This window comes from Neorhizobium sp. DAR64872/K0K18, assembly GCF_050500175.1.
GTDB classification, from domain to species: Bacteria; Pseudomonadota; Alphaproteobacteria; order Rhizobiales; family Rhizobiaceae; genus Neorhizobium; species Neorhizobium soli.
Genome location: NZ_CP191446.1, coordinates 2228558 through 2252518, shown reverse-complemented (window position 1 = coordinate 2252518; position 23961 = coordinate 2228558). Strand labels below are relative to the sequence as shown.

At 61.7% G+C, this 23961-nt stretch carries 20 protein-coding genes; 9 read left to right on the top strand and 11 right to left on the bottom strand.

The window, feature by feature from the left end:
* Window positions 1-97 precede the first annotated feature (97 nt).
* The 4 genes from ACQY1P_RS16495 to ACQY1P_RS16480 form a co-directional block, all read right to left on the bottom strand.
* Entirely contained in the window at window positions 98-874 is a 777-nt protein-coding gene (locus ACQY1P_RS16495) for a HugZ family protein (protein WP_430256721.1), read from the bottom strand.
* A 103-nt stretch (window positions 875-977) separates the two neighbouring features.
* Window positions 978-2051: a choline ABC transporter ATP-binding protein gene (gene choV / locus ACQY1P_RS16490; protein ID WP_062455615.1), complete on the bottom strand. Its 1074-nt coding sequence runs from the start codon at window positions 2049-2051 to the stop codon at window positions 978-980.
* Complete coding sequence (choW, locus tag ACQY1P_RS16485) at window positions 2048-2923, bottom strand: choline ABC transporter permease subunit (protein ID WP_062455618.1); 876 nt, start codon at window positions 2921-2923, stop codon at window positions 2048-2050. Before choW ends, choV begins: the two co-directional genes overlap by 4 nt.
* A 145-nt stretch (window positions 2924-3068) precedes the next feature.
* Window positions 3069-4016, bottom strand: coding sequence for a choline ABC transporter substrate-binding protein (locus ACQY1P_RS16480; protein WP_430243817.1), 948 nt, complete (start codon window positions 4014-4016; stop codon window positions 3069-3071).
* 193 nt (window positions 4017-4209) lie between these two features.
* Between ACQY1P_RS16480 and ACQY1P_RS16475 the strand changes: the two genes are divergently transcribed.
* The 3 genes from ACQY1P_RS16475 to ACQY1P_RS16465 all read left to right on the top strand — a co-directional run bounded on the left by ACQY1P_RS16475 (window position 4210) and on the right by ACQY1P_RS16465 (window position 7161).
* Window positions 4210-4791, top strand: a complete 582-nt coding sequence (locus tag ACQY1P_RS16475; protein WP_062455623.1) for a thymidine kinase — start codon at window positions 4210-4212, stop codon at window positions 4789-4791.
* Between the two features lie 96 nt (window positions 4792-4887).
* A complete protein-coding gene (locus ACQY1P_RS16470) occupies window positions 4888-5859 on the top strand; it encodes a hypothetical protein (protein WP_430254433.1) in 972 nt (323 codons plus the stop codon).
* 111 nt (window positions 5860-5970) lie between these two features.
* A complete protein-coding gene (locus tag ACQY1P_RS16465; RefSeq protein WP_430254431.1) occupies window positions 5971-7161 on the top strand; it encodes a DUF2333 family protein in 1191 nt (396 codons plus the stop codon).
* Window positions 7162-7182: 21 nt separating this feature from the next.
* Here the strand turns inward: ACQY1P_RS16465 and ACQY1P_RS16460 are convergent, their stop codons facing one another.
* From ACQY1P_RS16460 to ACQY1P_RS16445, 4 genes are all read right to left on the bottom strand, one after another.
* Window positions 7183-7902, bottom strand: coding sequence for a helix-turn-helix transcriptional regulator (locus ACQY1P_RS16460; protein WP_062455631.1), 720 nt, complete (start codon window positions 7900-7902; stop codon window positions 7183-7185).
* A 226-nt stretch (window positions 7903-8128) separates the two neighbouring features.
* Complete coding sequence (locus ACQY1P_RS16455) at window positions 8129-8650, bottom strand: TIGR00645 family protein (protein WP_082472017.1); 522 nt, start codon at window positions 8648-8650, stop codon at window positions 8129-8131.
* A 142-nt stretch (window positions 8651-8792) separates the two neighbouring features.
* On the bottom strand, window positions 8793-11126 hold the full coding sequence (locus tag ACQY1P_RS16450; RefSeq protein WP_430254429.1) for a TonB-dependent hemoglobin/transferrin/lactoferrin family receptor: 2334 nt from the start codon (window positions 11124-11126) through the stop codon (window positions 8793-8795).
* 226 nt (window positions 11127-11352) lie between these two features.
* On the bottom strand, window positions 11353-12948 hold the full coding sequence (locus ACQY1P_RS16445; protein WP_430254427.1) for a DUF2235 domain-containing protein: 1596 nt from the start codon (window positions 12946-12948) through the stop codon (window positions 11353-11355).
* A gap of 186 nt (window positions 12949-13134) precedes the next feature.
* On the opposite strand from ACQY1P_RS16445, the gene ACQY1P_RS16440 reads away from it, so the two are divergent.
* Window positions 13135-14814, top strand: a complete 1680-nt coding sequence (locus tag ACQY1P_RS16440; RefSeq protein WP_430254425.1) for a formate--tetrahydrofolate ligase — start codon at window positions 13135-13137, stop codon at window positions 14812-14814.
* Window positions 14815-14979: 165 nt separating this feature from the next.
* Window positions 14980-16128 (top strand): glycosyltransferase, encoded by a 1149-nt coding sequence (locus ACQY1P_RS16435; RefSeq protein ID WP_430254423.1) that lies wholly within the window; start codon window positions 14980-14982, stop codon window positions 16126-16128.
* 16 nt (window positions 16129-16144) lie between these two features.
* Here ACQY1P_RS16435 and ACQY1P_RS16430 read toward each other — a convergent pair whose 3' ends face one another.
* Entirely contained in the window at window positions 16145-17431 is a 1287-nt protein-coding gene (locus ACQY1P_RS16430) for an extensin family protein (protein ID WP_325262194.1), read from the bottom strand.
* A 289-nt stretch (window positions 17432-17720) separates the two neighbouring features.
* Here ACQY1P_RS16430 and ACQY1P_RS16425 point away from each other — a divergent pair, with 289 nt between their 5' ends.
* The 4 genes from ACQY1P_RS16425 (at window position 17721) to queF (ending at window position 22093) form a co-directional block, all read left to right on the top strand.
* Window positions 17721-19910 (top strand): anthranilate synthase, encoded by a 2190-nt coding sequence (locus ACQY1P_RS16425; RefSeq protein ID WP_430254421.1) that lies wholly within the window; start codon window positions 17721-17723, stop codon window positions 19908-19910.
* Window positions 19910-20434 carry an N-acetyltransferase family protein gene (locus tag ACQY1P_RS16420; protein ID WP_430254419.1) on the top strand — a complete coding sequence of 175 codons (525 nt, stop codon included), beginning with the start codon at window positions 19910-19912 and terminating at the stop codon, window positions 20432-20434. The genes ACQY1P_RS16425 and ACQY1P_RS16420 overlap by 1 nt, the downstream gene beginning before the upstream one ends.
* A 257-nt stretch (window positions 20435-20691) precedes the next feature.
* A complete protein-coding gene (locus ACQY1P_RS16415) occupies window positions 20692-21627 on the top strand; it encodes a cation diffusion facilitator family transporter (protein ID WP_062457901.1) in 936 nt (311 codons plus the stop codon).
* A 1-nt stretch (window position 21628) separates the two neighbouring features.
* Window positions 21629-22093 (top strand): preQ(1) synthase, encoded by a 465-nt coding sequence (gene queF, locus ACQY1P_RS16410; RefSeq protein WP_430254417.1) that lies wholly within the window; start codon window positions 21629-21631, stop codon window positions 22091-22093.
* Window positions 22094-22170: 77 nt separating this feature from the next.
* Here the strand turns inward: queF and ACQY1P_RS16405 are convergent, their stop codons facing one another.
* Together ACQY1P_RS16405 and ACQY1P_RS16400 are read right to left on the bottom strand one after the other, a co-directional pair.
* Entirely contained in the window at window positions 22171-23031 is an 861-nt protein-coding gene (locus ACQY1P_RS16405; RefSeq protein ID WP_430254415.1) for a DUF2076 domain-containing protein, read from the bottom strand.
* Window positions 23032-23191: 160 nt separating this feature from the next.
* Entirely contained in the window at window positions 23192-23788 is a 597-nt protein-coding gene (locus ACQY1P_RS16400) for a HupE/UreJ family protein (RefSeq protein WP_062455661.1), read from the bottom strand.
* Between the last annotated feature and the right edge of the window lie 173 nt (window positions 23789-23961).

Below are 23961 nucleotides of genomic sequence, written 5' to 3'. Positions count from 1 at the left end.
TTCCTGAGCATGCCGTGCTCCGGTAATGCCGTAGTCCCTGGAACTGACTAAACCAGCAGACATCAAAGTTGTATATCCCTAGATTTTGGGTAGTCGACTACACTGTTTTAGACATATTGAAAATATACTGGGACGCGTGCTCGGGGGACGATTGCAACGTCCTGAACTCATGTCTCAGCAATGTGTCTCCGGCGATCAGATCTAGCCCGGCGCTATCTGCACCGACGAACCGCCATTGACCAGCATTCTTTGCGCCGAGCCGTGCGGCAAGGCTGTTCGCTTCGTCCGTCAACTCTCTGATATCGCGCGAGAAATTACTCCATTCCTCGCCGCTTCCAGGGTTCGCGATGACAAAGTCGCTGCCATCCAAGGCATAGGCCCTGCCAAAGCCGCCGTTAAGCGAGGCCGACTGCGGAACAAGGCGAAAAAAGTAGAAATCCGGAAAGTCGATATAGAGTTTTGCTTTCGGATGACGGTCCAGAAACCGCTGGCGGATGCGCAGATGGACGGGACTATCCCTTTCCACTTTTTCCGCAATGCACTGAACGGTGATTCGCGGATGGGCGAGCGGATCGCCCTTGCCGGTCTCGCCGGCGAGTAGAGAACAGCGGGGATCGCCTGCCAATCCCTTCGTATGACCCGACAGCGCCGATACGAGAATCACCGGCACGCCATCGAGATCGGTTCCGGTCAGCACGCGGCTCGCGGAGGGAAAACCGCTTGTGGGATCAAGCACCGCAAGCGCCATGTGACGGGCGCCGCGCACCAGCATCCTAGCAAGGTGGCGTGCTTCCTCATCCGTGTCGCGCAACACGCTTTGATCTTTCGAAGGTTCCTGCGCAGAGGTCGGTGGAAGAGCCTGTCTCACCGTCATTGCGCCCTGCAGCTCGTCGGTCAAAATATTCACCAGTTCTAAATTTCAAATCTCTATAACAGCAGATCATTAACAAACGAGTGTCAGTCCGCCTTGATTTGCATCAAGTCCGGCGTCGATGGCGTGTCAGACCTGCAATCACGTCGTCAGCCGTAATCGCGCCGACGACGGCGCCGTTATCGACGACCGCGATCGACCCCCTCTGGCGGGCCAGCGCATCCATGATGTCGACCAGCGGCGTGGTGCTCTTCGCTGTTGCCGACACCGGCGGCGCCCCGGCATCGGCGGTTACGCCTTGCCGCATCACGTCGCCGGCGGTGAGCAGGCTGATCGGGTTCATGTGCTGGACGAAATCGGCGACATACTGGTTTGCGGGTGCCTGGACGATCTGCTGCGGGGTGCCGCACTGGACGATACGGCCGCCTTCCATGATGGCGATGCGGTTGCCGATGCGGAAAGCCTCGTCGAGATCGTGGCTGACGAACAGGATGGTCTTTTTCAGGCGGCGCTGGAATTCCAGCAGCTCGTCCTGAAGGCGTGTGCGGATCAACGGATCGAGCGCCGAAAACGGTTCGTCCATCAGCAGGATCGGCGCGCCGGTGGCAAAGGCGCGGGCAAGGCCGACACGCTGCTGCATGCCGCCGGAGAGTTCACCCACCTTGCGATCCGCCCACTGGCTGAGGTTGACGAGTTCCAGCTGTTCGTCGACGCGCTTGCGCCGCTCCGGTTCGGCGACGCCGGCGAGTTCAAGCCCGAAGCCGACATTGTCGGCGACGGTACGCCACGGCAGCAGCGCGAACTGCTGGAAGACCATCGAAACCGTGTGCATCCGAAGATCGCGCAGGGTGCGGGTGCCGGCTTTGTAGGGATCGACCGGTCCGGACGGGGTGGCAACGCTGACCGCGCCGCGCACGACCGGCGCCAGACCGTTGACGGCGCGCAGGAGCGTCGACTTGCCCGAGCCGGACAGGCCCATCAGCACCAGGATTTCGCCTTCGCGCACCGACAGCGTGGCATCGGCGACACCGAGCACGATCCCGGTTTCTTCCGAGATCTGGTCGCGCGTCATGCCCTGGTCGAGCAGTTTGACAGCCCGCTCCGGGTTGTTGCCGAAGATGATATCGACCTTCGAGAAGGTGACGGCGGCAGGCGCTGTCCGGTTCATCGCGTCGGTCATGACTTGCCTCCCGGTTCTGCCGTTCTGAACATGCGGTCGAGAATGATCGCCAGGATGACGATGCAGAAGCCGGCATCAAAGCCGCGGGCGATGTTGACGGTGTTGAGCGCGCGCACGACCGGTACGCCGAGACCGGGGGCACCGACAAGCGCTGCGATTACCACCATCGACAGCGACAGCATGATCGTCTGGGTCAGACCGGCCATGATCTGCGGCATCGCGTAAGGGAGCTCGATCTTGCGCAGGACCTGCGACGGCGTCGCGCCGAAGGCGACGGCTGCTTCGGTCAGAGATCCAGGCGTCGAGATGATGCCGAGGCGGGTGAGTCGGACCGGGGCGGGGATAGCGAAGATGACGGTTGCGATGAGGCCCGGCACCATGCCGAGGCCGAACAGAATGAGCGCCGGGATGAGATAGACGAAGGTGGGAATGGTCTGCATCAGGTCGAGGATCGGCCGCAGGATTTCGTAGAGCCAGGGGCGACGGGCGGCAGCGATTCCGATCGGAATGCCGACCGCCATGCAGACGGCGGTGGCTGCAAGGACTAGCGCCAGCGTCTCCGTCGTCTCTTTCCAGTAGCCCTGGTTATAGATTAGCAACAGACCGATTGCGGTGAAGGCTGATATCGAGACGGATCGTCTCAGCCAGAAGGCGAGCGCCGTGACGATGGCGATCAGCACGAAGGGGTTCGGCCCCTGCAGCACGTACAGGATCGCATCGATGACCGCCGACAGCACGGTGGCGAGCCAGTTGAAGAACCAGTCGGCATTGGTGGTCAGCCAGTCGACCGCATCTTTCGCCCAGTTTCCAAGGCGGATCTTGCCGGTGGAATCCACAAGCCAGTTCGGGAGCGAGTTGGTTAGCCAGTTCACGTCGCGTGCCTGCCTCGTCTGGAAGGAAATACAAGGAGCGAAAGCGTTACCCTCGAGGGCGCCCCCAAGGGTCTACCAACGTCAGCGGATCCTCGGGACGGGCCCGAGGATCACACCGCCGGCATTCGCCGGTTTGCGACGCGTCTTACAGGCCGAGTTCGGCCTTGACCGCGGCCTCGGCTGGCTTGCCGTCCTTGGTGGTGACGCCGGCAAGCCACGGGGTGATCGCAGCGCCATTGGCCTTCAGCCACGTGGTCGCCGCTGCTTCCGGCTCTTCACCGTCGTTGAGGATGCCGCCCATGATCTGGTTTTCCATCGGCAGCGAGAACTTCAGGTTCTTGATGAAGGTGCCGACATTGGGGCATTCCTGCGTGTAGCCGGCGCGGACGTTGGTATAGACTTCGGCGCCGCCGAAATTCGCGCCGAACACGTCGTCACCGCCGGTGAGGTAGGTCAGCTTGAAGTTGGCGTTCATCGGATGCGGTTCCCAGCCGAGGAAGACGACGGGTTCGCCGGCCTTGTCGGCGCGGGCGACCTGGGCCAGCATGCCCTGTTCAGAAGATTCCACCACTTCCAGCTTCTTGAGGCCGAATGTGTCCTTCTCGATCATGCCGAGGATCAGGCGGTTGCCGTCATTGCCGGGTTCGATGCCATAGATCTTGCCGCCCAAAGCATCGGCCTTGGCTGCGATATCCTTGAAGTCCTTGATTCCGAGTTCGGCGCCCTTGGAATTGGTTGCCAGCGTGTACTTGGCGCCGACGAGGTTGGGGCCGATGGATTCCACCGACTTGTCGGTGAGGAAGGGCCGGACGTCGGCTTCCTGGGTCGGCATCCAGTTGCCGAGAAAGACGTCAATATCCTTGTTTTTCAGCGACGAATAGGTGACCGGCACCGAAAGCACCTTCACATCCGTCTCATAGCCGAGCGCCTTCAAAAGGACGGAGGCGGTGGCGGTCGTGGCGGTGATGTCGGTCCAGCCGACATCGGAGAAACGGACGGTGCCGCAGCTTGCCGGCTCGGCGGCCGAAGCAGCTCCGCTCAGCGCCATCATGGAGACGGCGGCGGCCAGAATGGTCTTGGTCGAAACGGTCATGGTCATATTTATGCTCCCCATTAAAATCATGCCCAACCTTATCAATATCTCTCCGAAACAGGCAAGCTTGTGCATCACGGCGTCTGAAGCCACCATTTGCGACAAGGCGCCGATTGATGGGTCGTTCGCGTATTTTTTGTGGGTTTTGCGTGGCGGCGCTTTTCTTCGATGCCGATCGGCATCACAAAGCCGCATGGCCAAGCTTTACTTCCATTACGCGACGATGAATGCCGGCAAATCGACCATGCTGCTGCAGGCATCCTACAACTACCGCGAACGCGGCATGCGCACGGCAATCTTCATCGCCGACTTCGACCACCGGGGCGGCCAGGGGCGCGTTGCATCGCGGATCGGGTTGTCGTCCGAGGCAATCCCGTTCAGCCCGGCGGACGATCTCTATGCCGAAATTTCAACCTTGCATGCGCAGGAGCCGCTGACCTGCGTCTTTATCGACGAGGCGCAGTTCCTGACGTCCGAGCAGGTGTGGCAGCTTGCCCGCATCACCGACCGCGTCGGCATTCCGGTCATGGCCTATGGTCTGCGGACCGATTTCCGCGGGAAGCTGTTTCCGGGGTCGCAGGAGTTGCTGGCGATTGCCGACGAACTGCGTGAAGTCCGCACGATCTGCCACTGCGGGCGCAAGGCGACCATGGTCGTGCGTGTGGATGCCGATGGCGAGGCGCTTCGCGAAGGCGCACAGGTTGAAGTGGGCGGTAACGACCGCTACGTCTCGCTTTGCCGTCGGCACTGGGAAGAAAAGATGCGCTGCTGGTAAGCGGCGACGCGAAGACTGTCATTGTTCCCGTTTGCGTTGAAACGACGTAGCGATTTTTCCAGCCTGTGATACCTTGAAATTCTCCCGGACGGTGGCATGGCCGCGGGAGTGCTTTGGGGAGGGCAGGGCATGGGAGATTACCGGCGATTTCACGAGGAAATATCCCGGATCGCGACGGCGTTTCAGGCAATGTGGGACGAGCTCGCCACATCCGAAGCGATGCTTTCGCGAGGGGTGAAGGACAGACACGTTCCAGATGTCGCAGACCTCGAAGCCGAGGCCGAGCGGCAGGCACGGGTGACGATGATGGGCGACGGCCTGGAGGCGGATCTCGCCAAAGCGGTCGGCGCGTTCGGCGATGCGGTGACGAGGCTGCGGCAGACCTTCGACGATCCTGTCGAGCCCACCAGTTTGAAGCGCATACTCGGCTGGACCACGAAATGGTCCGGTCAACGTTCGGGGCAAAACAGGACGGGCATCGAGCCCGTGAAGCAGCTCCTCGATGTCGGAAATGCGTTCTACACGCTGCTCGACAAGGAACGTGTCGCGCTGATGATGGGACGCTACCGGTTCGAGAGGGGGCTTCTCGACCTTGCCGACCACCGCAGGGAGCTGGTGCGCGGGTTGATGGGCGAGGATCTGTCCAAACCCGACGCGGTGGGCCGGACGGAAGGCCTTTTCCGGCTGATGAACGGTATAACCGACCGGATGAACGCCAGCGTGATGACGCTCAATATCTTGCGCCACAAGGTGCTTTTCGACACCGGCGACCTGCTGGCGGTTCATCAGGCGCTCTGGCAGCGCGATCCACCGCTGCAGGGTCTTCTCCCCTACAGTGTTCCGGTAGCAGGGGTATTTGCCGAGAGTGCCTGGCGGGCCTCCGGTGCCGGGCAAGCAAAGCGGGCGGCGCAACAGGCCTTTGCCGACCGGTTCCTGCCGAAGGCGGAGACCGATCCGGTGTCCGTGACCGATGGGAGCGAGCCTGGAGAGGTGACGGCTGTGAAGAGCGCCAGGGACGGGCGTTGGAGGATGCCGCACTGGCCGTTTGGCGGCTATCTGCGATCGTAAACCCGTGCTCCGCTGCCGATTTTTGTGCAGCGCGGTTGTTTGCCTGCTTGCGGAACCATATCTGTTGGAACAACCGGGCGTACCTATCGGCCCCACAGACAGGAGAACAGGATGCTCGACCGGCTCAAGGCCTCACTTCAGACCCTGGGCAAGGCGATCGCAAGGGGCATCGGACTGCTCGTCGCCGGGATCGTCTGGCCGTTTCGCGCCGCTCACGGCTGGTATGGCGAGCGGAACCTGATGGTGAAGGCGCCGATCCTGGCATTCCTCGTTATCCTGTTTGGTCTTTACGGCTATTTCTTCGTGCAGACCCAGATCTGGACCGGGTTCAACCCGAGCTTTGTCGATGCCTATCGCTGGAATGAGCGCACCGTGCCGGCCGGCCAGGACCTTCCTGCGACGGCGCCCGTGGCGGCGGCTGCTGCCGAAACATCGAACGGGACGGCCGCGTCTTCTCCGGTGCCCGCCGCGCCTGTTGTGGCTGCCCGCCAGTGCCAGTCGTCGGCGATCGTCGATGCGGCGGCGGATCTGACCGACGCCAACGTGAACCAGAATGCGTGGATCTCGTCCATGCTGCTCTACCGGCTCGGCTTCTTCGGCATCAGCTGGGACAACACGCCATTTCTCGACAACAAGGCTTCGTTCCAGCGCGGCGTGAACCAGGCGGTGCGACGCACGTCCAGCGAACTTGTCGATACGCTCGGCCGCGTGCGTGGCACGTCGGGTGTCAACACCAACCTACAGGATGCCCGCGGCAACCTGCAGTTTGATGAGTATTCCTGGTATTTCGGTGTCGATCCGTTTGGCTTCAAAACGCCGACGCCGAGCTACTATCGCACCGCGATCGAAAAGCTGCGGGCCTTCAACGCCGATCTCACCGCCTGCAACGCGACCTTCGACAGCCGCTCCGACAATCTCGTGCAGTTCGTCGACCGGATCGCCAATGATCTTGGTGCGACGGCTGCGATCCTGCGCGACCGGTCGGAAAACCATGCGGCCGGCTGGTTCGATACCCGTGCCGACGACCGTTTCTGGTTCGCCTATGGCCAGCTCTACGGCTATTACGCCGTGCTTTCTGCAGCCGGTGCCGACTTCTCGCAGGTCATACGCGAGCGCAACCTGACGCAGCTTTGGAACGAGACGCTGTCGCGTTTCCGCGCAGCACTTCGCATCCAGCCGTCGATCGTGTCCAATGGGGCGGAAGACGGCATGATCATGCCGAGCCATCTGTCGGTGATGGGCTTCCATACGCTGATGGTGCGCTCCAACCTCGTTGAGGTGCGCGGCGTGCTGGATCGGTAAGACGGTGCGGCTGCGGCAGCGCTAGCTGATCAGCCGCAGTCTCAGCGCTTTTGCCACAAGCTGGGTGCGGTTGACGCAATCGAGCTTCTTGATGGCGTTGGTCATGTAGGCGTTGACCGTGTGATCGGAAAGGGAGAGGATCTTGCCGATTTCGGACGAGGTCTTGCCCTGTGCCGTCCAGCGTACGACTTCAAGTTCCCGCGTGGTCAGCGGTCCGAAGGTCGATGCCTGCTCCGATCGGCGGATGCGATCGAACACCGCGAAGGCGTGCAAAATAACCATGCCGATTTCGTTCAGTTCCGCCTGGGTCAGGCGCGGACGATCTCCCGACATGCGGATGCGGAAGCCGGTACCATCGACCGAATGAAGCGCCATGGCCACGCTGGTGATCATGCCGTACTGACGGCGCAGGGCGATCAGGTCCGGCGGGAGCTGGCCAGGCGAGTTGCGATCATCGAGACAGCAACAGTCCGGGAGCGACCAGCCGCTCGTGGCATCCGCCATCCGGGTGCGTGGCAGCAGCCGCAGTCGATCGAATTCGCGGATATAGTCCTTGGGAAGATTGGTCTCGACGATGATGCGGGACAGAAGCGTCTCGCTTGCAGGCGGAAGCTTGACCAGAGCGAAATGGCGCAAGCCGAATTCGCGTGTGGCCCGTTCAAAGACCGTCGAAATCTCCGCACGGGAGTAGGCTGCAGAAATTTCGCCGTTGAGGATCGATTGCCGCTCCAGCGTGATCATATTAGCTTCGAAAAAAGTGAATGGTTATTATGTTAAGCGCAACAAATATACTAATCGCTTTGTGAATCCAGCGGAAAAGTGAGCAAAAGCCCCCGTGTGGAGTAATTTTCCGAGATACTGTTATATTTGTCTCATGTATCGCCGAGATGGGCTCATTCGCAAGCCCTTTTGCGGTTCGTCAATCACCGGTCCGGCCTGATCCGGGGTAATTTAGACCCTGAGTCGGTCAAAGCTTGGTTTCGTGTTTGTGGGCCTTTGTCGTCGCCATGATCTTCTCCAGCCAGCCGAGCATGACGGCCGAGACCACAAAGGTGAGGTGGATGATCGTGTACCACATCAGCGTGGTATCCGAGTACTGGTTGGCATTGAGGAAGATCTGCAGGAGATGGATCGACGAGATGGCAACGATGGAGGAGGCGACCTTGATCTTGAGGCTTCCGGCATCCAGTTTGCCGAGGAACGAAACGTCGGCTTCCGTTTCGTCGAAGCGGCTAACGAAGTTCTCGTAACCAGAGATCATCACCATCACGATCAGGCTCGCAACGAGTGCCGCATCAATGAGACCCAGCATGGCGAGGATCATTTCGGCTTCACTCAGCGTGAAGACTTCCTTGGCGACTTTCCAGAACTTGAACATGAAAGACAGCGCGTAGACGGCGAGTGCGGCAACCAGGCCCAGATAGAAGACGACGAGCAGCCAGCGACTGGAGAGGATGATCTTCTCGACAAGCAGTTCCAGCGATTTCATGGGGGCCGTTCTCCGTTGCAGGCGCTGGAGATTCCCATAAGCCGGGCCGAAAACCGGTGCAAGATGCCTGTCCTGACGAAAACGCCGCACCCCCTACGGGGAATGCGGCGTCCAGGATCAAAGGGCGATCGTCGGGGAGGGATCAGAACTTCTTGGTCACCGACAGTTTGAAGCTGCGGCCGGGCTCGCTGTAGAAGTCCTGCGCCGAAGCCGAAACGCCGTCCGGGACGCTGACCGCGTCAAAGTACTTCTTGTCGAACACGTTGAAGACGCCGGCCTGAACCTTGAGGCCCGAGAGATCGACGGTACCAACCTTTTCGGGTGCCCACCACACGGTCGTATCGACGAGACCGTAACCGGGTGCTTCGAAGCCGGTGCCGCTGACCTTGTTGCGGGAGGACGCAAGCGTCAGCGAGACGTCCGAGCCCCAGGTCTCGGATGAATAGCCGAGGCCGATGATGGCGCGCAGCGGCGCGACCGAGTTCAGGTAGTCGCCGGTATCGGTATCCTTACCGTGCGAATAGGCAAACGAGCCCCAAGTGCGCCAGCTTGGATCGAAGCGCCATTCGCCGCCCAGCTCGATGCCGTAGATGCGGACGTGGTTGAGGTTTTCGTAGCCGGTGATGCCGCCGACCGGGTACTCACCGCCTGGAGGCGCGATGGTGACCGTGTCGATGAAGTTCTTGTAGTAGTTGTTGAAGGCGGTCGCCTTGAACGAATAGTCGGCCGCGTCGTATTTGGCGCCGATTTCAAAACCGTTGCTGGTTTCGGTTTCGAGATCAGGATTTCCGATGCGGGCATAGGAGCCCGGAGCGCCGTAATTCTGGTAAAGCTCGGTCGCGGTCGGCGCGCGGAAGCCGCGGGCATACTGGGCAAACAGTTCCAGTTCCTGGGTCGCCTTCCAGCCCAGGCGGAGTTTCGGGGAGATGCCGAAGTCGTTGTTGCTTTCGAGATAGGCCGGATCGTAGTTCGGGCTGTCCTCGAAGCTTGCGGTCGATTTCGGATCGTAATCGTACCAGTCGAAGCGCACACCGGGCGTCACCGTCAGGCGGTCCTCGAAGAACTTGATGTCGTCTTCGGCATACATGCCGAGGATCATCCCGTCGACGTCAGGCATATCGGACGAATTGGAATGGAGCATGCGGCAGGACTGGGGACCGAAGGGTTGCGGGATGGTCGTCCAGTCGACATCAGGGCAATTGTCGACGCCGGAGGAGTATTGATAGGTCTTCTGCCAGGAGAGCTCGCCGCCGAACCGGAATTCGTGGCTGACGCCGCCGATGGTCAGTTCCTTCGAGGCGCTGCCGGAGATGCCGTAGCTATCCTGTGTCAGCTGGTTGTCTCGGCTGTAGATACCGCTTGGGGAGCCGTAGAAGAAGGGGTCGCCGGGAATGATTGAGCCGCGTGGGTCGGTGAGGCGGAACCCGTCCGTCGTGTTGTTCAGTCGCTGCTTTTGCCAGTAGGTGATGATGCTCGCCTGATCGACGATGTCGCCGCCGCTGGGGGAGGTAAAGTCGTAGGATGCCGACAGCCGCTTGCGATCGACCTCTTCGCCGCTCTTCAGCGTGCCCTGCTGGTAGCTCGTGGTCGTGCCGCGCATGTTGTCGCTGTCGATCTCCTTGTTGAAGAGTTCGCCGGTCAGGCCGAAACGATGGCCGCCCTCGATATACTGGTGGAACTTGGCGAGCAGGTTGCGCTGCCAGTAATCGCTTGGATTGGCCTCCGTGCGGGTGGTGCCGTAACCACCTATTTCGCCCTCGTTATCGGTCTCGTTGCCGCGCTTGTAGCCGCCCTGGAGCATGAACCAGCTGTCATTGTGTCGTGCGGCGATGGCGGCATTGTTGCCGAGGCTGCGGTCGGCGCTGTCATAGGTGCTCTTGGTCAGGGCGCCGAAATTACGGCCGTCCTCGATCAGGTCTTCCGGATTGATCGTGTAGAGCTGGACTGCGCCGCCAAGAGCGCCGGAACCGACGCGGCTCGAATCGGCACCCTTGGTGATATCGATCGTCGAAAGCGTGTCGAAATCGAAGGCGTTGTTGCCGCCACGGGCGCTATCGCGCGGGTCGGTCAGCCAGGGCTGGCGGATCCCGTCGATCGTCGTCAGGACGCGCTCGTTTTGCAGACCGCGAATGTTGATGCTCTGGCTCTGCCGGTTGAAGGTGACGCCGGCATCGACGCGACGGGAGAAATCCTTGAAATCGGTGACCATCCGGTCCTGGATGACCTGACGATCTGTCGTTTCGGTCAGCGGCGAGTCGGACTTGCCGACGGAAGTCCCGTCGCGCAACACGATCGGCTTCAGGGCGGTCGTATCCTGGCCATCGGCAACCTGGGTCGCGGCGGTCGTTCCAGCGGCGGTCGTTCCAGCGGTGGTCTGGGCAGTCTCTTGCGCCGATGCCGGCGGCGCGGCCGTGATCAGCAGAAGTGCGGCAGTTCCGGCGTAGAGATGGCGATGCCGCGACGAACGGGTAGGCATGGTGGTTCCCCTCAAAAAGACATGCAGAGACATCGGGCGGCGATAGCCTGCGTCCTGGTAACGTTCGGATTGTTTGATTTCCGCCGAAGCAGAAGCCCCGCAAAAAGCCTTAGAAATCTAAACTAAATGAGTCAAGTTTGAATCTGAGTGTAATACTCATGTTTTTGCGCGGCGTGTGGTGAGAGCACGCCGTGACGAGTGTTGGTCGTCGTCACGGCGTGGTTGGTCAGTGGCTCGGTGGTGGGTTTGCGGAAGTCGGGGAAGAGGCGACTGTCAGCCTGACGCTGCCGCGGTTGTTGCCGTAGGCGCCCCAGGCATCGTTGGCGAAGCAGTAAAGATAGCCGTCGCCCTTCGGTGTGAATTTCGCCTTGCTGCGGATGAGAAACACCTCGTGGGGCAGTTTGAGAATGCCGTTCTTGGGCGTCTGCTGCTGAGCGGGCGGCGGCACGTCGTTGGCGATCACGCCGATCAGGCTGAACCAGGGAAGCTCCTCCTCGCGACGGGTCCACCAGAAATCCACCTGCTGGTTTCCGGTCGACCATTTCCACGCCTTCTCGAGCTGGCCAAGGCCGCTCGAGGCAATATGGGCAATCTCACCGGCCTGGAAGTTTCCTCCATCTTTCGGGCCATCGGCGTTGCACAGGACCGTGCCATCGGTCCACTCGCCTTTCGCGACGAACGTGTAGGTAATGCCCTTTTGCAGAAAGATGCCGGTGTCGTTCCAGTGGTCGCGTGCGAAGACGTCGACCTCTGCGGGCAGGTCTGCGTTGGCGTGCCGGTAGCGCCCCTGCGACAAGGGCGGGGTGCGGTGCCGCTCGGAGGCGGAGCTGTGCAAATCTTCTGAAGGCGTTGTGGTCACGTGCGGTACGGCGCGCGGTCTCGTTTTCAGCTTGGCGAAGATGCCACTGGCGGAATCATGCAGCACGCCGCGCGGATCCGGCCTCAGCTGGTTTTCAGCCCCTTCGCGGAATACGAGACCGCAGCTTTTTGCCTCGTTCATCATCCACAGGAGAGCGCCGTCCGAAAGGCCCGTTGCGGCATAGCCACCGCCGACATCACCATGCACGCCTGGGAACCAGACCTGTTTCAGCGTTCCGGTCCAGCCATCCGGCTTGACCCAGAGCGTCGGCATGAAACTTTGGCGGAACTCGTCGAGCGCGACCGCATGGCGGGCGTTGAGGACGGCGGAACCGAGTGTCGTATCGTGAAACTCATGGTTCTCCGGATTGTCGAGAAGGTTGAGAAACCCCATGTCATCGGGAATGCCGAGCGCGCCGACCGTATCCCAGACGCCGATGAACTGGATGAGCGTTGAGGCATTGCGGGTGCCGCCTGGGGCGACGTTGTGGAAGTGGATCTTGCCGGACTGTTTGCGCTTGGCGCCGGCTTCGCTCTCGGCGCGGTACTCCGTGAAGATCGCCTCGATCGCCTTCCAGGTTCCCTCTTCGTCGAGCTTAGAGGCTTTGATATCCAGAAGGCCGCATTTGGAGATCATGCCGCCGAGGCTGCGGACCGTGTAGGCGCCACGGCTGAAGCCGAACAGATAGATTTGATCTCCGGATTTGTAGGTGCTGGCAAGCCATTTGTAAGCGCCCTTGATGTTGTCAGCGAGACCCTTGCCGGTACCGCCTTCCACCGCACGTCGCCACCAGGTTCCGTCTGTGCCGACACCGGGGTGATAGTAGGCATCCTGTTTGATGCCAGCGGCATCCTTGTCGGCGACTGCATTGTAAATCTTGCGAACATTGGTCGGGCTAGGCTGGCCGCCATCCATATCGTCGGGCGTGTTCCAGGTGCCGTCGCAGCAGAGAATAAGGTTCATTGGTCGTTCCCCCTCGATCCCCCATGGATCAGAGATATATAAGATTGTATCGAATTAAATTGCAACTTTGGTGTGTGGATGAGCGCGTTGTAGTGTGCATAATCAGGGCGCTGTTCCCGTTCCGGGCTTGTCGTGGGGAAGCGGCTGTGGCCATGGTTCACGCAAACCAACAAGCGAGAGACAAGCATGGCCCCCGTTCCATCCGACATCGAGATCGCCCGCGCGGCAGAAAAGAAACCGATCGCGGACATTGGCGCGGCGCTTGGCATCTCTCCCGAGGCGTTGGTGCCCTACGGCCATGACAAGGCGAAGATCGGGGCCGATTTCATCGGCTCGCTCCAGGGCCGCCCCGATGGCAAGCTGATCCTCGTGACGGCGATCAATCCGACGCCTGCCGGCGAGGGCAAGACGACGACCACGGTAGGCCTCGGCGACGGGCTGAACCGGATCGGCAAGAAGGCCGTGATCTGCGTGCGCGAGCCGTCGCTCGGCCCCTGTTTCGGCGTCAAGGGCGGGGCTGCCGGCGGCGGCTATGCGCAGGTCGTGCCGATGGAAGACATCAACCTGCATTTCACCGGTGACTTCCACGCCATTACCTCTGCGCACAATCTCCTGTCGGCGATGATCGACAACCATGTCTACTGGGGCAACGCGCTCGACATCGACACGCGCCGCATCACCTGGCGGCGGGTGATGGACATGAACGACCGGGCGCTGCGCCAGACCGTGACCTCGCTCGGCGGCGTGTCGAACGGGTTTGCCCGCGAAAGCGGCTTCGACATTACCGTCGCATCCGAAGTGATGGCGATCCTCTGCCTGGCGCAGGATCTGGCCGACCTCGAAAAGCGGCTCGGCGATATCGTCATCGGCTACCGGTTCGACCGCTCGCCGGTCTATGCCCGCGACATCAAGGCCGACAAGGCGATGGCGGTGCTTTTGAAAGACGCGATGCAGCCGAACCTGGTGCAGACGCTGGAAAACAATCCGGCGCTGGTGCATGGCGGGCCGTTCGCCAACATCGCCCATGGCTGCAATTCCGTGATCGCGACGAAGACGGCGCTGAAGCTTGGCGACTACGTGGTGACCGAAGCGGGGTTCGGAGCGGATCTGGGGGCCGAAAAGTTCTTCGACATCAAGTGCCGCAAGGCAGGCCTGAAGCCCGATGCGGCCGTGATCGTTGCGACCATCCGGGCGCTGAAGATGAACGGCGGCGTGAAGAAGGACGATCTCGGGACAGAGAATGTAGAAGCGCTGACGCGCGGCTGCGCCAACCTCGGCCGTCACATCGCAAACGTGCGCAAGTTCGGCGTGCCGGTCGTGGTCGCGATCAATCACTTCATCTCGGATACCGATGCGGAAGTGGCGGCGATCAAGGACTACGTCTCGCATCACGGCGCCGAGGCGATCCTCTGCCGTCACTGGGCGGAAGGATCGGCCGGCATCGAGGAACTGTCCTACAAGGTGGTGGAACTGGCCGAAAGCGGTGCCGCCGCCTTCAAGCCGATCTATCCTGATGACATGCCGCTGATGGACAAGATCGAGGCGGTCGCCACCAAGATCTATCATGCCGGCGAGGTGACGGCGGAAAAGCCGGTGCGCGATCAGCTGAAGGCCTGGGAAAGCGCCGGCTACGGCCATCTGCCGGTCTGCATCGCCAAGACGCAATATTCGTTCTCCACCGATCCCAACCTGCGCGGTGCGCCGGAAGGGCATGTGGTGCATGTGCGCGAAGTGCGGCTGTCGGCCGGCGCCGGCTTTATCGTGGCGATCACCGGCGAGATCATGACCATGCCGGGCCTTCCGAGCGCGCCTTCAGCCGAGCGGATCCATCTCAACGCGGATGGGCTGATTGAAGGGCTGTTCTAAGCATAGAGGCTGCCCAGCGGTTTTCTCCGGATCGTCCTCGCCTCTCGCCTTCGCGGGTGAGGGGCAACGTCATGCGTCTGTCACACCGAAATGGTCTGCTTGCCCTTACTCTTCAGGCACTGGCGGTGACCCGACGATTCGGGGCCGGCCATCGGGAACATCAGGATGGATCTTGTTCTTGCGACGCTCGCCATGGCCCTTCTGGCGATCAATCTCTTCAGCATCGCGGTCGCCGGCCTGCGGCTTTCGCATCGTGACAAAGCGAGCGATAAGCCGGCGGTGATCAAGCCGGACGGTGTGTCGATCGTCATTCCGGTGCGCGGCATCGAGGCCTATTCCAGCCTGACGCTTGCGCATGCATTCAAGCTTGAATGGCCGGAGTACGAGCTGATCTTCTGCGTGCAGGACGAGGGCGATCCGATCATCGCCGAGATCCGTGCTGCCATCGCCGCTTATCCGGCGGTGCCGGCGCGGCTGCTGATCGGCGATGACCGGATCAGCGCCAATCCCAAGCTCAACAACTGCGCCAAGGGCTGGCATGCGGCGCGCCACGAGTGGGTGGTGCTTGCCGATTCCAACGTGCTGATGCCCAAGGACTATATCCAGAACCTGGTCTCCGGATGGCGGGCCGATACCGGGCTTGTCTGTTCGACGCCGATCGGATCGCGGCCGGACGGGTTCTGGGCGGAAGTGGAATGCGCGTTCCTGAATACGCTGCAGGCGCGCTGGCAATATGTCGGCGAGGCGCTGGGGCTGGGGTTTGCGCAGGGCAAGAGCATGCTGTGGCACAAGCCGTTTCTGGATGCGGCCGGCGGCATCCAGGCGCTGGCCGCCGAGATTGCCGAGGACGCGGCGTCGACCAAGCTCGTCAACCGCCACGGCAAGAAAGTCCATCTGGTCTCGGCGCCGTTCGAGCAGCCGCTCGGGCGTCGCGGGCTGGAGGAAATCTGGTCGCGCCAGACGCGCTGGGCCCGGCTGCGGCGGGTGACGTTTCCGCTGTTCTTCACGCCGGAGATCCTGCTCGGGGCGCTGCCGCCTCTGACGCTTGGGCTGATCGCTGCCGTCCTGCTGGATCTCAATTCGGCAGCGGTGGCCGCAACCGTGTTCGCCGCAACCTACCTGCCGGAACTGGCCCTTGCGCGGGCCAAGGGCTGGCGGCTGTCGATCCTGTCGCTGCCGGCGATGATGGTGCGCGACGTGATGCTGCCGGCGATCTGGATCAGAAGCTGGCTTTCCGGATCGTTCGAATGGCGCGGCAATGCCATGACGATCGGCACGCAGGAAAGCCGGCTGACCGGCTCCTCGCCGGCCTGACCCTGGCCCTCAACGGCTACTCGCAGATGCGGTAGCCGCCATCCCTGTCGATGATGTCGAGATGAAGGTGATCCTCGTGGGCGGCATCGCTGCCGGGTGCGAGAACCGTGGTGAAATGCAGGCATGCGCCGGCGGTGGCGGTCATCTGGAAGGCACCTTCCAGCGTGTGATCGTCCTCACGCCGTTTCATCACGACCTTCTCGCCATTGTCTAGCTTGAAGGCGGCGACATCGAAGGCGTTGCCGCGTCCATGCTCGGAGATCTTGCCGGTCGAGGCGCTGTTTCTGAGGCGGCACTGGTAGGTGGAGCCCGGGACAAGACCGGTGATCTTGCGGCCTGGCATGGCGATGTTGAGCGCGGGCTGGACCGTATCCTTCAGCCAGTGGGCCATGGTCAGCGCCGTCTTGCAGCGCATAGTGGCGCCGCCGAGATCGACGCCGGGCAGAACCTGCGCCACCTCGATCGGCTGCTTGATGCCGCAGCCATTGCCGTCGTCGATCGGTTTGACGGATTCGAACTTGGCGCCGATGGCACCGAGGTCTGCAAGGCAGGCTTTCAGTTCTGCGGCGTCTTCCTCGACGAGAGGCGGAGGAGGCGGGGTCTCGGCCTGTTCCTGCTTTTCGTCCGCAGGCTTGTCGGCCGGAGTTTTGTCATCAGCGGCCTTGTCCTGCGGTGCCTTGTCGTCTGGCTTGGCGGCGTCCGGTTTGGCAGGTTCAGTCTTGCCGTCGTCGCTCGATGCGGCGGGCTTCTGTTCTGCGGGTTCTTCCGGCTTGGGAGTGGGGGTCGGGATGGTTTCTTCAGGAGCTTTACCGGTCTGTTCCGGGCTCTGGGTCTGTTCGGGGGCCGGGACAGGTGGCTCTGCGGGGCGCTCTGCAGGCTTCTCCGCAGGGGTTTCGGGCGGGTTCTCGGGCTTTGCTTCGACGGGCTTTGCGGCGACCTCAGGTGTAGCAGCGGCTGCGGCCGTTGCCGCCGTTGCCTCGGGCACGGGTTCACCACCCGGCTTCGCCATGGGAAGCGGAACGGTAGCGAGGGCGGGGGCGGCGGGGATCGCGGCTCGGCTCTGGTTCTGGGCACCCTGTGCGGGGCGGGTCGACTGGTTTTTGCCGGACGAGGATTTGCGCGTCGACTGTTTGCGGGTGCGTCCGGCATCGCGCATGAACTGGTCGATGATGTTGATTTCGACAACGTTCGGCGTCGAGCCTTGCGGTGCTGGGCGGGCGGGCAGAGGCGCTGCACCCAGTGTCAGCGGTGCGCTCATTGCCAGCGAAGTGCTTAAAGCGAGAAGGCATAGAGTATGCTTCATCCTTCGGTCGTCCTTTCCCATGTTTCGGAGACGCAACGCGGATGACCCTGTTTTGGTCGCATTGTGGCCAAATAAATCCACTTGCGCGTTTGCCGGAGCCGCGCTAACAATTCGCTCCATGATGATTTCGATGAGCAACAACGGTAACTGGTGGTGGGCACGCTGACGCGGCCTTGACCAGTCATGTCCATCGACAAGACTATGACCAAGCCGCCCGATTACCGAGGCGGCTTTTTTATTGGCCGCTTCTGAGACCCGGGCAGATCAACAGGGCTTTCAAGAGGCAGACATGGCGACGATCATTCACGACGACGGGTCCGAGACCTACGAGACCAAGGGCGGAATCAGCGTCAGCCGCGCCCGCAGGCCGGCCGAATATGCAACCGCGATCTCGTCTTATGTCGACCGGCTCGACGAGCGCCGCGGCGCGGTGTTTTCGTCGAACTACGAATATCCCGGACGCTATACCCGCTGGGATACGGCGATCGCCGATCCGCCGCTCGGCATTACCTGCAACGGCCGGGCGATGTGGATCGAGGCCTATAACGGTCGCGGCGAAGTGCTTTTGTCGTTTATCGCCGACAAGCTTGCGACGATTTCCGACCTGACGCTCGGCGAGCGCACCGACCGCCGTCTGGATCTGACCGTCAACCAGCCGTCCCGCGTCTTTACAGAGGAAGAGCGCTCGAAGATGCCGACGGTGTTTACCGCGCTTCGGGCCATTGTCGATCTCTTCCATTCGGATGCGGATTCGGCAATCGGTCTGTTCGGGGCTTTCGGCTACGATCTTGCGTTCCAGTTCGATGCGATCAAGCTTTCCATGCAGCGGCCGGAAGACCAGCGCGACATGGTTCTCTACCTGCCCGACGAAATTCTGGTCGTCGATCACCATGCTGCAAAGGCCTGGGTCGATCGCTACGACTTTGCCAAGGACGGCGTGACGACGGAAGGCAAGGCGCAGGATATCGCGCCCGAGCCGTTCCTGCGCACCACGGTGACGCCGCCGAAGGGCGATCATAAGCCGGGGGAATATGCGAGCCTCGTTACCCGCGCCAAGGAAAGCTTTCGCCGCGGCGACCTGTTCGAAGTGGTTCCGGGCCAGAAGTTCATGGAGCGCTGCGACAGCAATCCGTCGCAGATTTCCAACCGGCTGAAGGCGATCAACCCGTCGCCCTATTCGTTCTTCATCAATCTCGGCAACCAGGAATACCTGATCGGCGCATCGCCGGAAATGTTCGTGCGGGTGTCCGGCCGTCGCATCGAGACCTGCCCGATTTCGGGCACGATCAAGCGCGGCGAGGATGCGATTTCCGACTCCGAACAGATCCTGAAGCTGCTCAATTCCAAGAAGGACGAGTCGGAGCTCACCATGTGCTCCGACGTCGACCGCAACGACAAGTCCCGCGTCTGCGAGCCGGGTTCGGTCAAGGTGATCGGCCGCCGGCAGATCGAGATGTATTCGCGCCTCATCCACACGGTCGACCATATCGAGGGCCGGCTGCGTCCTGATATGGATGCATTCGACGGGTTTCTGAGCCACGCCTGGGCGGTGACCGTGACCGGTGCGCCAAAGCTGTGGGCGATGCGGTTTGTCGAGGCCAACGAAAAGAGCCCGCGCGCCTGGTATGGCGGCGCGATCGGCATGGTCGGCTTCAACGGCGACATGAATACGGGGCTGACGCTGCGCACCATCCGCGTCAAGGACGGCATTGCCGAAGTGCGTGCCGGTGCGACGCTGCTCAACGATTCGGATCCGCATGAGGAAGAGGCCGAGACCGAGCTGAAGGCATCGGCGATGATTTCGGCGATCCGCGATGCGCGGGCCGGCAACACGGCCAAGGCTTCGCGCGACGTCGCCAAGGTGGGCCAGGGGGTGAAGATCCTGCTGGTCGACCACGAGGACAGTTTCGTCCACACGCTTGCCAACTACTTCCGCCAGACGGGAGCGACGGTCTCGACCGTTCGCTCGCCGGTGCCGGAAGAGGTGTTCAACCGGATCGATCCGGATCTTGTCGTCCTGTCGCCGGGGCCGGGCAATCCGAAGGATTTCGACTGCAAGGCGACGATCAAGGCAGCGCGGGCGAAGGACCTGCCGATCTTCGGCGTGTGCCTTGGCCTGCAGGCGCTGGCCGAAGCCTATGGCGGCGAGTTGCGGCAGCTGGCGCTGCCGATGCACGGTAAGCCTTCGCGGATCCGGGTTCTGGAGCCCGGCATCGTGTTCTCGGGGCTGGCGAAGGATGTGACGGTCGGGCGATATCACTCGATCTTTGCCGATCCGTCGACGCTGCCCTCCGATTTCATCATCACCGCCGAAAGCGAGGATGGCACGATCATGGGCATCGAGCACGCCAAGGAGCCGATCGCCGCGGTGCAGTTCCACCCGGAATCGATCATGACGCTGGGCGGAGATGCCGGCATGCGGATGATCGAGAACGTGGTGGCGAAGCTTTCGAGAAAGCGCGCAACGAAGGCGGCCTGATGGACGATGCCGACACGGTGGGTGGCGCTGACGGCGTCACCATCGAACCGCTCCGGGACGAGTATATCGAGGGCTTTCACAAGGCGCTCGATATCGTCTGCCGGGAGCGGCGCTACATGGTGTTTCTGCGTGCCCCGCCGATCGACGAGATGCGGGATTTCGTGCGCGAGAGCGTGGCTGCTGGCAATCCGCACATCGTCGCAGTCGCTGACGGTGAGGTCGTCGGCTGGTGCGATATCCGAAGGCTGGAGCGCGATGTGCATGCTCATCGCGGCCTGCTCGGCATGGGCATCATTCCCGGGTTTCGCGACAGAGGCTTGGGCCGTCGGCTGATCGATACCGCGGTCGAGGCCGCCAACCGGTCCGGCATTCACCGCGTCGAACTCGACGTGCATGCGGACAATCACCGGGCGATCGCGCTCTACCGGAAGGTGGGCTTTCAGGTGGAAGGCGTGGCGCGCGATGCGTTGAAGATCGACGGATGCTACCTGGACAGCGTGCGGATGGCGCTAATCTTTACCTGATGCCTGGTCTCTGACGCCCGATGCCCGCCTGCGACGATGCCCCGTTGTTGATAACGTCTGACGACGAGCATACCCGGCGACTGGACGCGCAAGACCGGCTTTGACAAACCGCGAGGCTTGCGCCATACAGCCGGCCATTATTCGAAACCGCCGCTGCGAGACGCTCTCGCCGCGGCGGTTTCGTCGTTTTGGGCATAGCTTCCTGCAAATCGCTTGCAGATGCAGGAGGATGATTAGTGAAGACGGGTATGGGCGATATGGACAGAGTGGCAAAGGACGACAAAAAGGTCGAGAGACTGGCGATGTGGGGCATCCCGATCTCGATCGGCGTGCTGTTCCTCAAACTTGCTGCGTGGTGGGTAACCGGCTCGGTGGCGCTGCTGTCGGACGGTCTGGAATCACTGGTCAACGTGGCGGCGGCATTTATTGCCTATTTCGTCATCCGCTATGCGCAACGGCCGGCGGACGATGACCACCACTTTGGCCATCACAAGGCGGAATACATATCCGCCGTGGCGGAAGGCGCGCTGATCGTGCTGGCGGCGATCCTGATCATTCAGGAAGCCTGGGGCGCTCTGGGCGCCCCGAGCATGCCGGAGACGCCATGGCTCGGGCTTGCCATCAACGCTACGGCAGGCGGGATCAATGCGGTCTGGGCGACCGTGCTGATCAGGGTCGGACGGTCGCACCGGTCTCCGGCGCTTCTGGCAGACGGCCAGCACATCATGTCGGATGTGGTGACATCGGCCGGCGTATTCGTCGGTCTGGTGCTCGCGGTTCTGACGGGTTACCTGATCCTGGATCCGCTGCTTGCGATCTTCGTCGCCTTTAACATTCTCTGGCAGGGTTACAAGGTCATCACCCACTCGCTGGGCGGGCTGATGGACAAGGCGCTGCAGCCGGAGGAGGAGGCGGCGGTGCGTGCGGCGATCACCGCCCATTGCGACGGGGTTCTCGATGTGCACGATCTGAAGACGCGACGGGCGGGATCGGCTGCGTTTATCGATTTCCACCTGGTGGTGCCATCGCGAATGTCGGTCGGCGAAGCTCACGAAATCTGCGACCGCTTGGAAGATGCGATCAAGGAGGCTATTCCCGGTGCCACCCTGGCCATCCATGTGGAGCCGGAAAGCGAACACGCGCATGGCAAGCGCGTTGCCATTGAAAGCCATGCGAATCTGAAGGGAATTTAAAATGACGATGACGGATGTCAGCGGACTGTCGCAGCTCGGCAATCAGGTCGAGGCCCCAACGAGCCCCGAGACGGCGGTTCTGGAAAAGGTGTCGAACGGCAACCAGGGGACGGATTACGTGGTGCGCTTTACCGCACCCGAATTCACCTCGCTATGCCCGATGACCGGCCAGCCGGATTTCGCCCATATCGTGATCGACTATATTCCCGACGGGTTTCTGGTCGAATCAAAGTCGCTGAAGCTGTTTCTGCATGCGTTCCGCAACCACGGCGCCTTTCATGAGGACTGCTCGGTCTATATCGGCAAGCGGATCGTTGACCTGCTCAATCCGAAATGGTTGCGGATCGGCGCCTACTGGTATCCGCGCGGCGGCATTCCGATCGACGTGTTCTGGCAGACCGGCGAAGCGCCGAAGGGCGTGTGGTTGCCGGATCAGGGCGTGGCGACCTATCGGGGACGTGGGTAAGATTTATTGGCAATTAGCCCGGCACGCACCGGGCTAATTGCGACACTCAACCCGTTCGGGGAGATGGCCATTCTGCCTCAGACATTCATGTTGTCGTCGCCGCCGAAATCGCCGCCGCCGAAGTCGGACTGATCGTCGTTGCCGAAATCGGCCTGTTGCCAGCCGCCGTCATTGCCACCGGGATCGGGTGTTGCGTCGTTGCCGTTATCTGCGTCCGTATTGGAGGCCTCACGGATTGCGTCGTCGCCGATATAGGTGTTGTTGATGACGGTTTCCTCGGTTGGGCCGCCTGTGAACGGATTGGCTTCGGCTGCGGGATTGCCCAAGCCGAGGCCTGACATGTGGTTGCCGAACAGGCCCGAAAGCGAGTTGGCAAGCAGCATGCCGCCCGCCACGCCGGCGGCCGTGCCAAGTGCGCCGCGCAGAAAACCGCCGCCGGCAGATGGTGCCTGGCCCTGCTGATAGCCTTGTGCCCCCTGCATCTGTGATGACCAGGGACCTGACGGGGCCGATGGGCGATAGCCGTCGTCGTTGCCGCGGTATGGCTGAGGCTGCTGATATCCCGGTCGCGCACCCCAGGGGCCGGATGGCTGCTGGCCGGCCTGTTGGGACGGCATTTGCGGTGCCGGAGGGCGAGGCGCCTGACCGGAGCCGAAGATCGAGCTCAGAAAACCGCCGCCTTGTTCGTCGCGCCTGGTGTCGCTTTCGCCGGCCTGAAGCTGCTTGACCTGTTCTTCGAGCTCGCGGATGCGGGCGGATGCGGCCTCAAGGCCCTTTTCCTGAACGATCACCGCCTGGGCGAGGTAATAGGCGGAATAGGGCTGCTGGCGGGTCGCGTCATCGATCAATGCCTCCGCATCACGGTCGCGCGGGGTGGTCGAGGCTGTTTTCACGCGATCGAACAATGCGGTCAGAAGCTGGCGTTCTTCCGGTGACATGGTCTCACTCCTTGTGGACGTCCCAAGCGGCCGTCATCTGACAAGGAGTTAGTCGGCATTTTCGGGATTTCAAACCCGCTGACGGGTTAAATCTTGTTCATGTAGAACATGCGGCGCCTGACACTATGATTCAGGCGGCGCAGCTTATCTTGTTGTAATATCAGCCGAATGCGAGCGTCAGGCCGAGCACTGCGGTTGCTGCGCCGAGAATGCGGGTTACAGCTGGCGCAAAGCGCGCGATACCGAGGCCGAGCGCGATGCCGGCTGCGTGAAGAAGAGCTGTCGCGATGACAAAGCCGAGGCCGAACTGAAGCGCACCGGCACTGCCGAGTTCGCCGCCATGGGCATGGCCGTGGAACAGCGCAAAAACGCCGACGATTGCAGCGCAGGCGGCTGTCGGAAGCTTGACGGCGGTGGCGACCAGAAGACCGAGTGCGATGACCGAGGCGAGGATCGCCGGTTCAACGAAAGGCAGATCGAGACCGGAGACCGCGAGCACGAAGCCGAGCGCCATGGTGCCGACGAATGCGGCAGGCACGGACCAGATGGCCTTGCCGCCGATCTGTGCTGCCCAGAGGCCGACGGCGAGCATGGCAAGCACGTGGTCGAGGCCGAAGATCGGGTGCGAAATGCCGGCCATGAACGAGCCATGTGCTTCAGGATCGAGATGGGCAAAGGCGGGAGCGGCAGCAACGACGACTGCGCCCGTTGCGAGCGAAATATGCTTCAGGGCGGTTTGGAAAGGTCTGGTCAACATTTTGATCCCCGATGAAATACATGATGCGTGAAGCGTAAAACGATAGGCAAGAGCAGTCACCGCGTCCATTGCCAATTGTAACGATCCGGCGATGCGGACTACGTCATTCACCTTAGTCGCTGGAAGCTTGCCATGTTCAGGCCGGGGTGCATTGTTTTGTGACCGCGAACACA

Bases quoted from the DNA above. Each gene is read 5' to 3' on its own strand.
- ACQY1P_RS16495 (WP_430256721.1), bottom strand. From the start codon at position 874: ATGACGGTGAGACAGGCTCTTCCACCGACCTCTGCGCAGGAACCTTCG.
- choV (WP_062455615.1), bottom strand. From the start codon at position 2,051: ATGACCGACGCGATGAACCGGACAGCGCCTGCCGCCGTCACCTTCTCG.
- ACQY1P_RS16480 (WP_430243817.1), bottom strand. From the start codon at position 4,016: ATGACCGTTTCGACCAAGACCATTCTGGCCGCCGCCGTCTCCATGATG.
- ACQY1P_RS16475 (WP_062455623.1), top strand. From the start codon at position 4,210: ATGGCCAAGCTTTACTTCCATTACGCGACGATGAATGCCGGCAAATCG.
- ACQY1P_RS16470 (WP_430254433.1), top strand. From the start codon at position 4,888: ATGGCCGCGGGAGTGCTTTGGGGAGGGCAGGGCATGGGAGATTACCGG.
- ACQY1P_RS16465 (WP_430254431.1), top strand. From the start codon at position 5,971: ATGCTCGACCGGCTCAAGGCCTCACTTCAGACCCTGGGCAAGGCGATC.
- ACQY1P_RS16460 (WP_062455631.1), bottom strand. From the start codon at position 7,902: ATGATCACGCTGGAGCGGCAATCGATCCTCAACGGCGAAATTTCTGCA.
- ACQY1P_RS16455 (WP_082472017.1), bottom strand. From the start codon at position 8,650: ATGAAATCGCTGGAACTGCTTGTCGAGAAGATCATCCTCTCCAGTCGC.
- ACQY1P_RS16450 (WP_430254429.1), bottom strand. From the start codon at position 11,126: ATGCCTACCCGTTCGTCGCGGCATCGCCATCTCTACGCCGGAACTGCC.
- ACQY1P_RS16445 (WP_430254427.1), bottom strand. From the start codon at position 12,948: ATGAACCTTATTCTCTGCTGCGACGGCACCTGGAACACGCCCGACGAT.
- ACQY1P_RS16440 (WP_430254425.1), top strand. From the start codon at position 13,135: ATGGCCCCCGTTCCATCCGACATCGAGATCGCCCGCGCGGCAGAAAAG.
- ACQY1P_RS16435 (WP_430254423.1), top strand. From the start codon at position 14,980: ATGGATCTTGTTCTTGCGACGCTCGCCATGGCCCTTCTGGCGATCAAT.
- ACQY1P_RS16430 (WP_325262194.1), bottom strand. From the start codon at position 17,431: ATGAAGCATACTCTATGCCTTCTCGCTTTAAGCACTTCGCTGGCAATG.
- ACQY1P_RS16425 (WP_430254421.1), top strand. From the start codon at position 17,721: ATGGCGACGATCATTCACGACGACGGGTCCGAGACCTACGAGACCAAG.
- ACQY1P_RS16420 (WP_430254419.1), top strand. From the start codon at position 19,910: ATGGACGATGCCGACACGGTGGGTGGCGCTGACGGCGTCACCATCGAA.
- ACQY1P_RS16415 (WP_062457901.1), top strand. From the start codon at position 20,692: ATGGACAGAGTGGCAAAGGACGACAAAAAGGTCGAGAGACTGGCGATG.
- queF (WP_430254417.1), top strand. From the start codon at position 21,629: ATGACGATGACGGATGTCAGCGGACTGTCGCAGCTCGGCAATCAGGTC.
- ACQY1P_RS16405 (WP_430254415.1), bottom strand. From the start codon at position 23,031: ATGTCACCGGAAGAACGCCAGCTTCTGACCGCATTGTTCGATCGCGTG.
- ACQY1P_RS16400 (WP_062455661.1), bottom strand. From the start codon at position 23,788: ATGTTGACCAGACCTTTCCAAACCGCCCTGAAGCATATTTCGCTCGCA.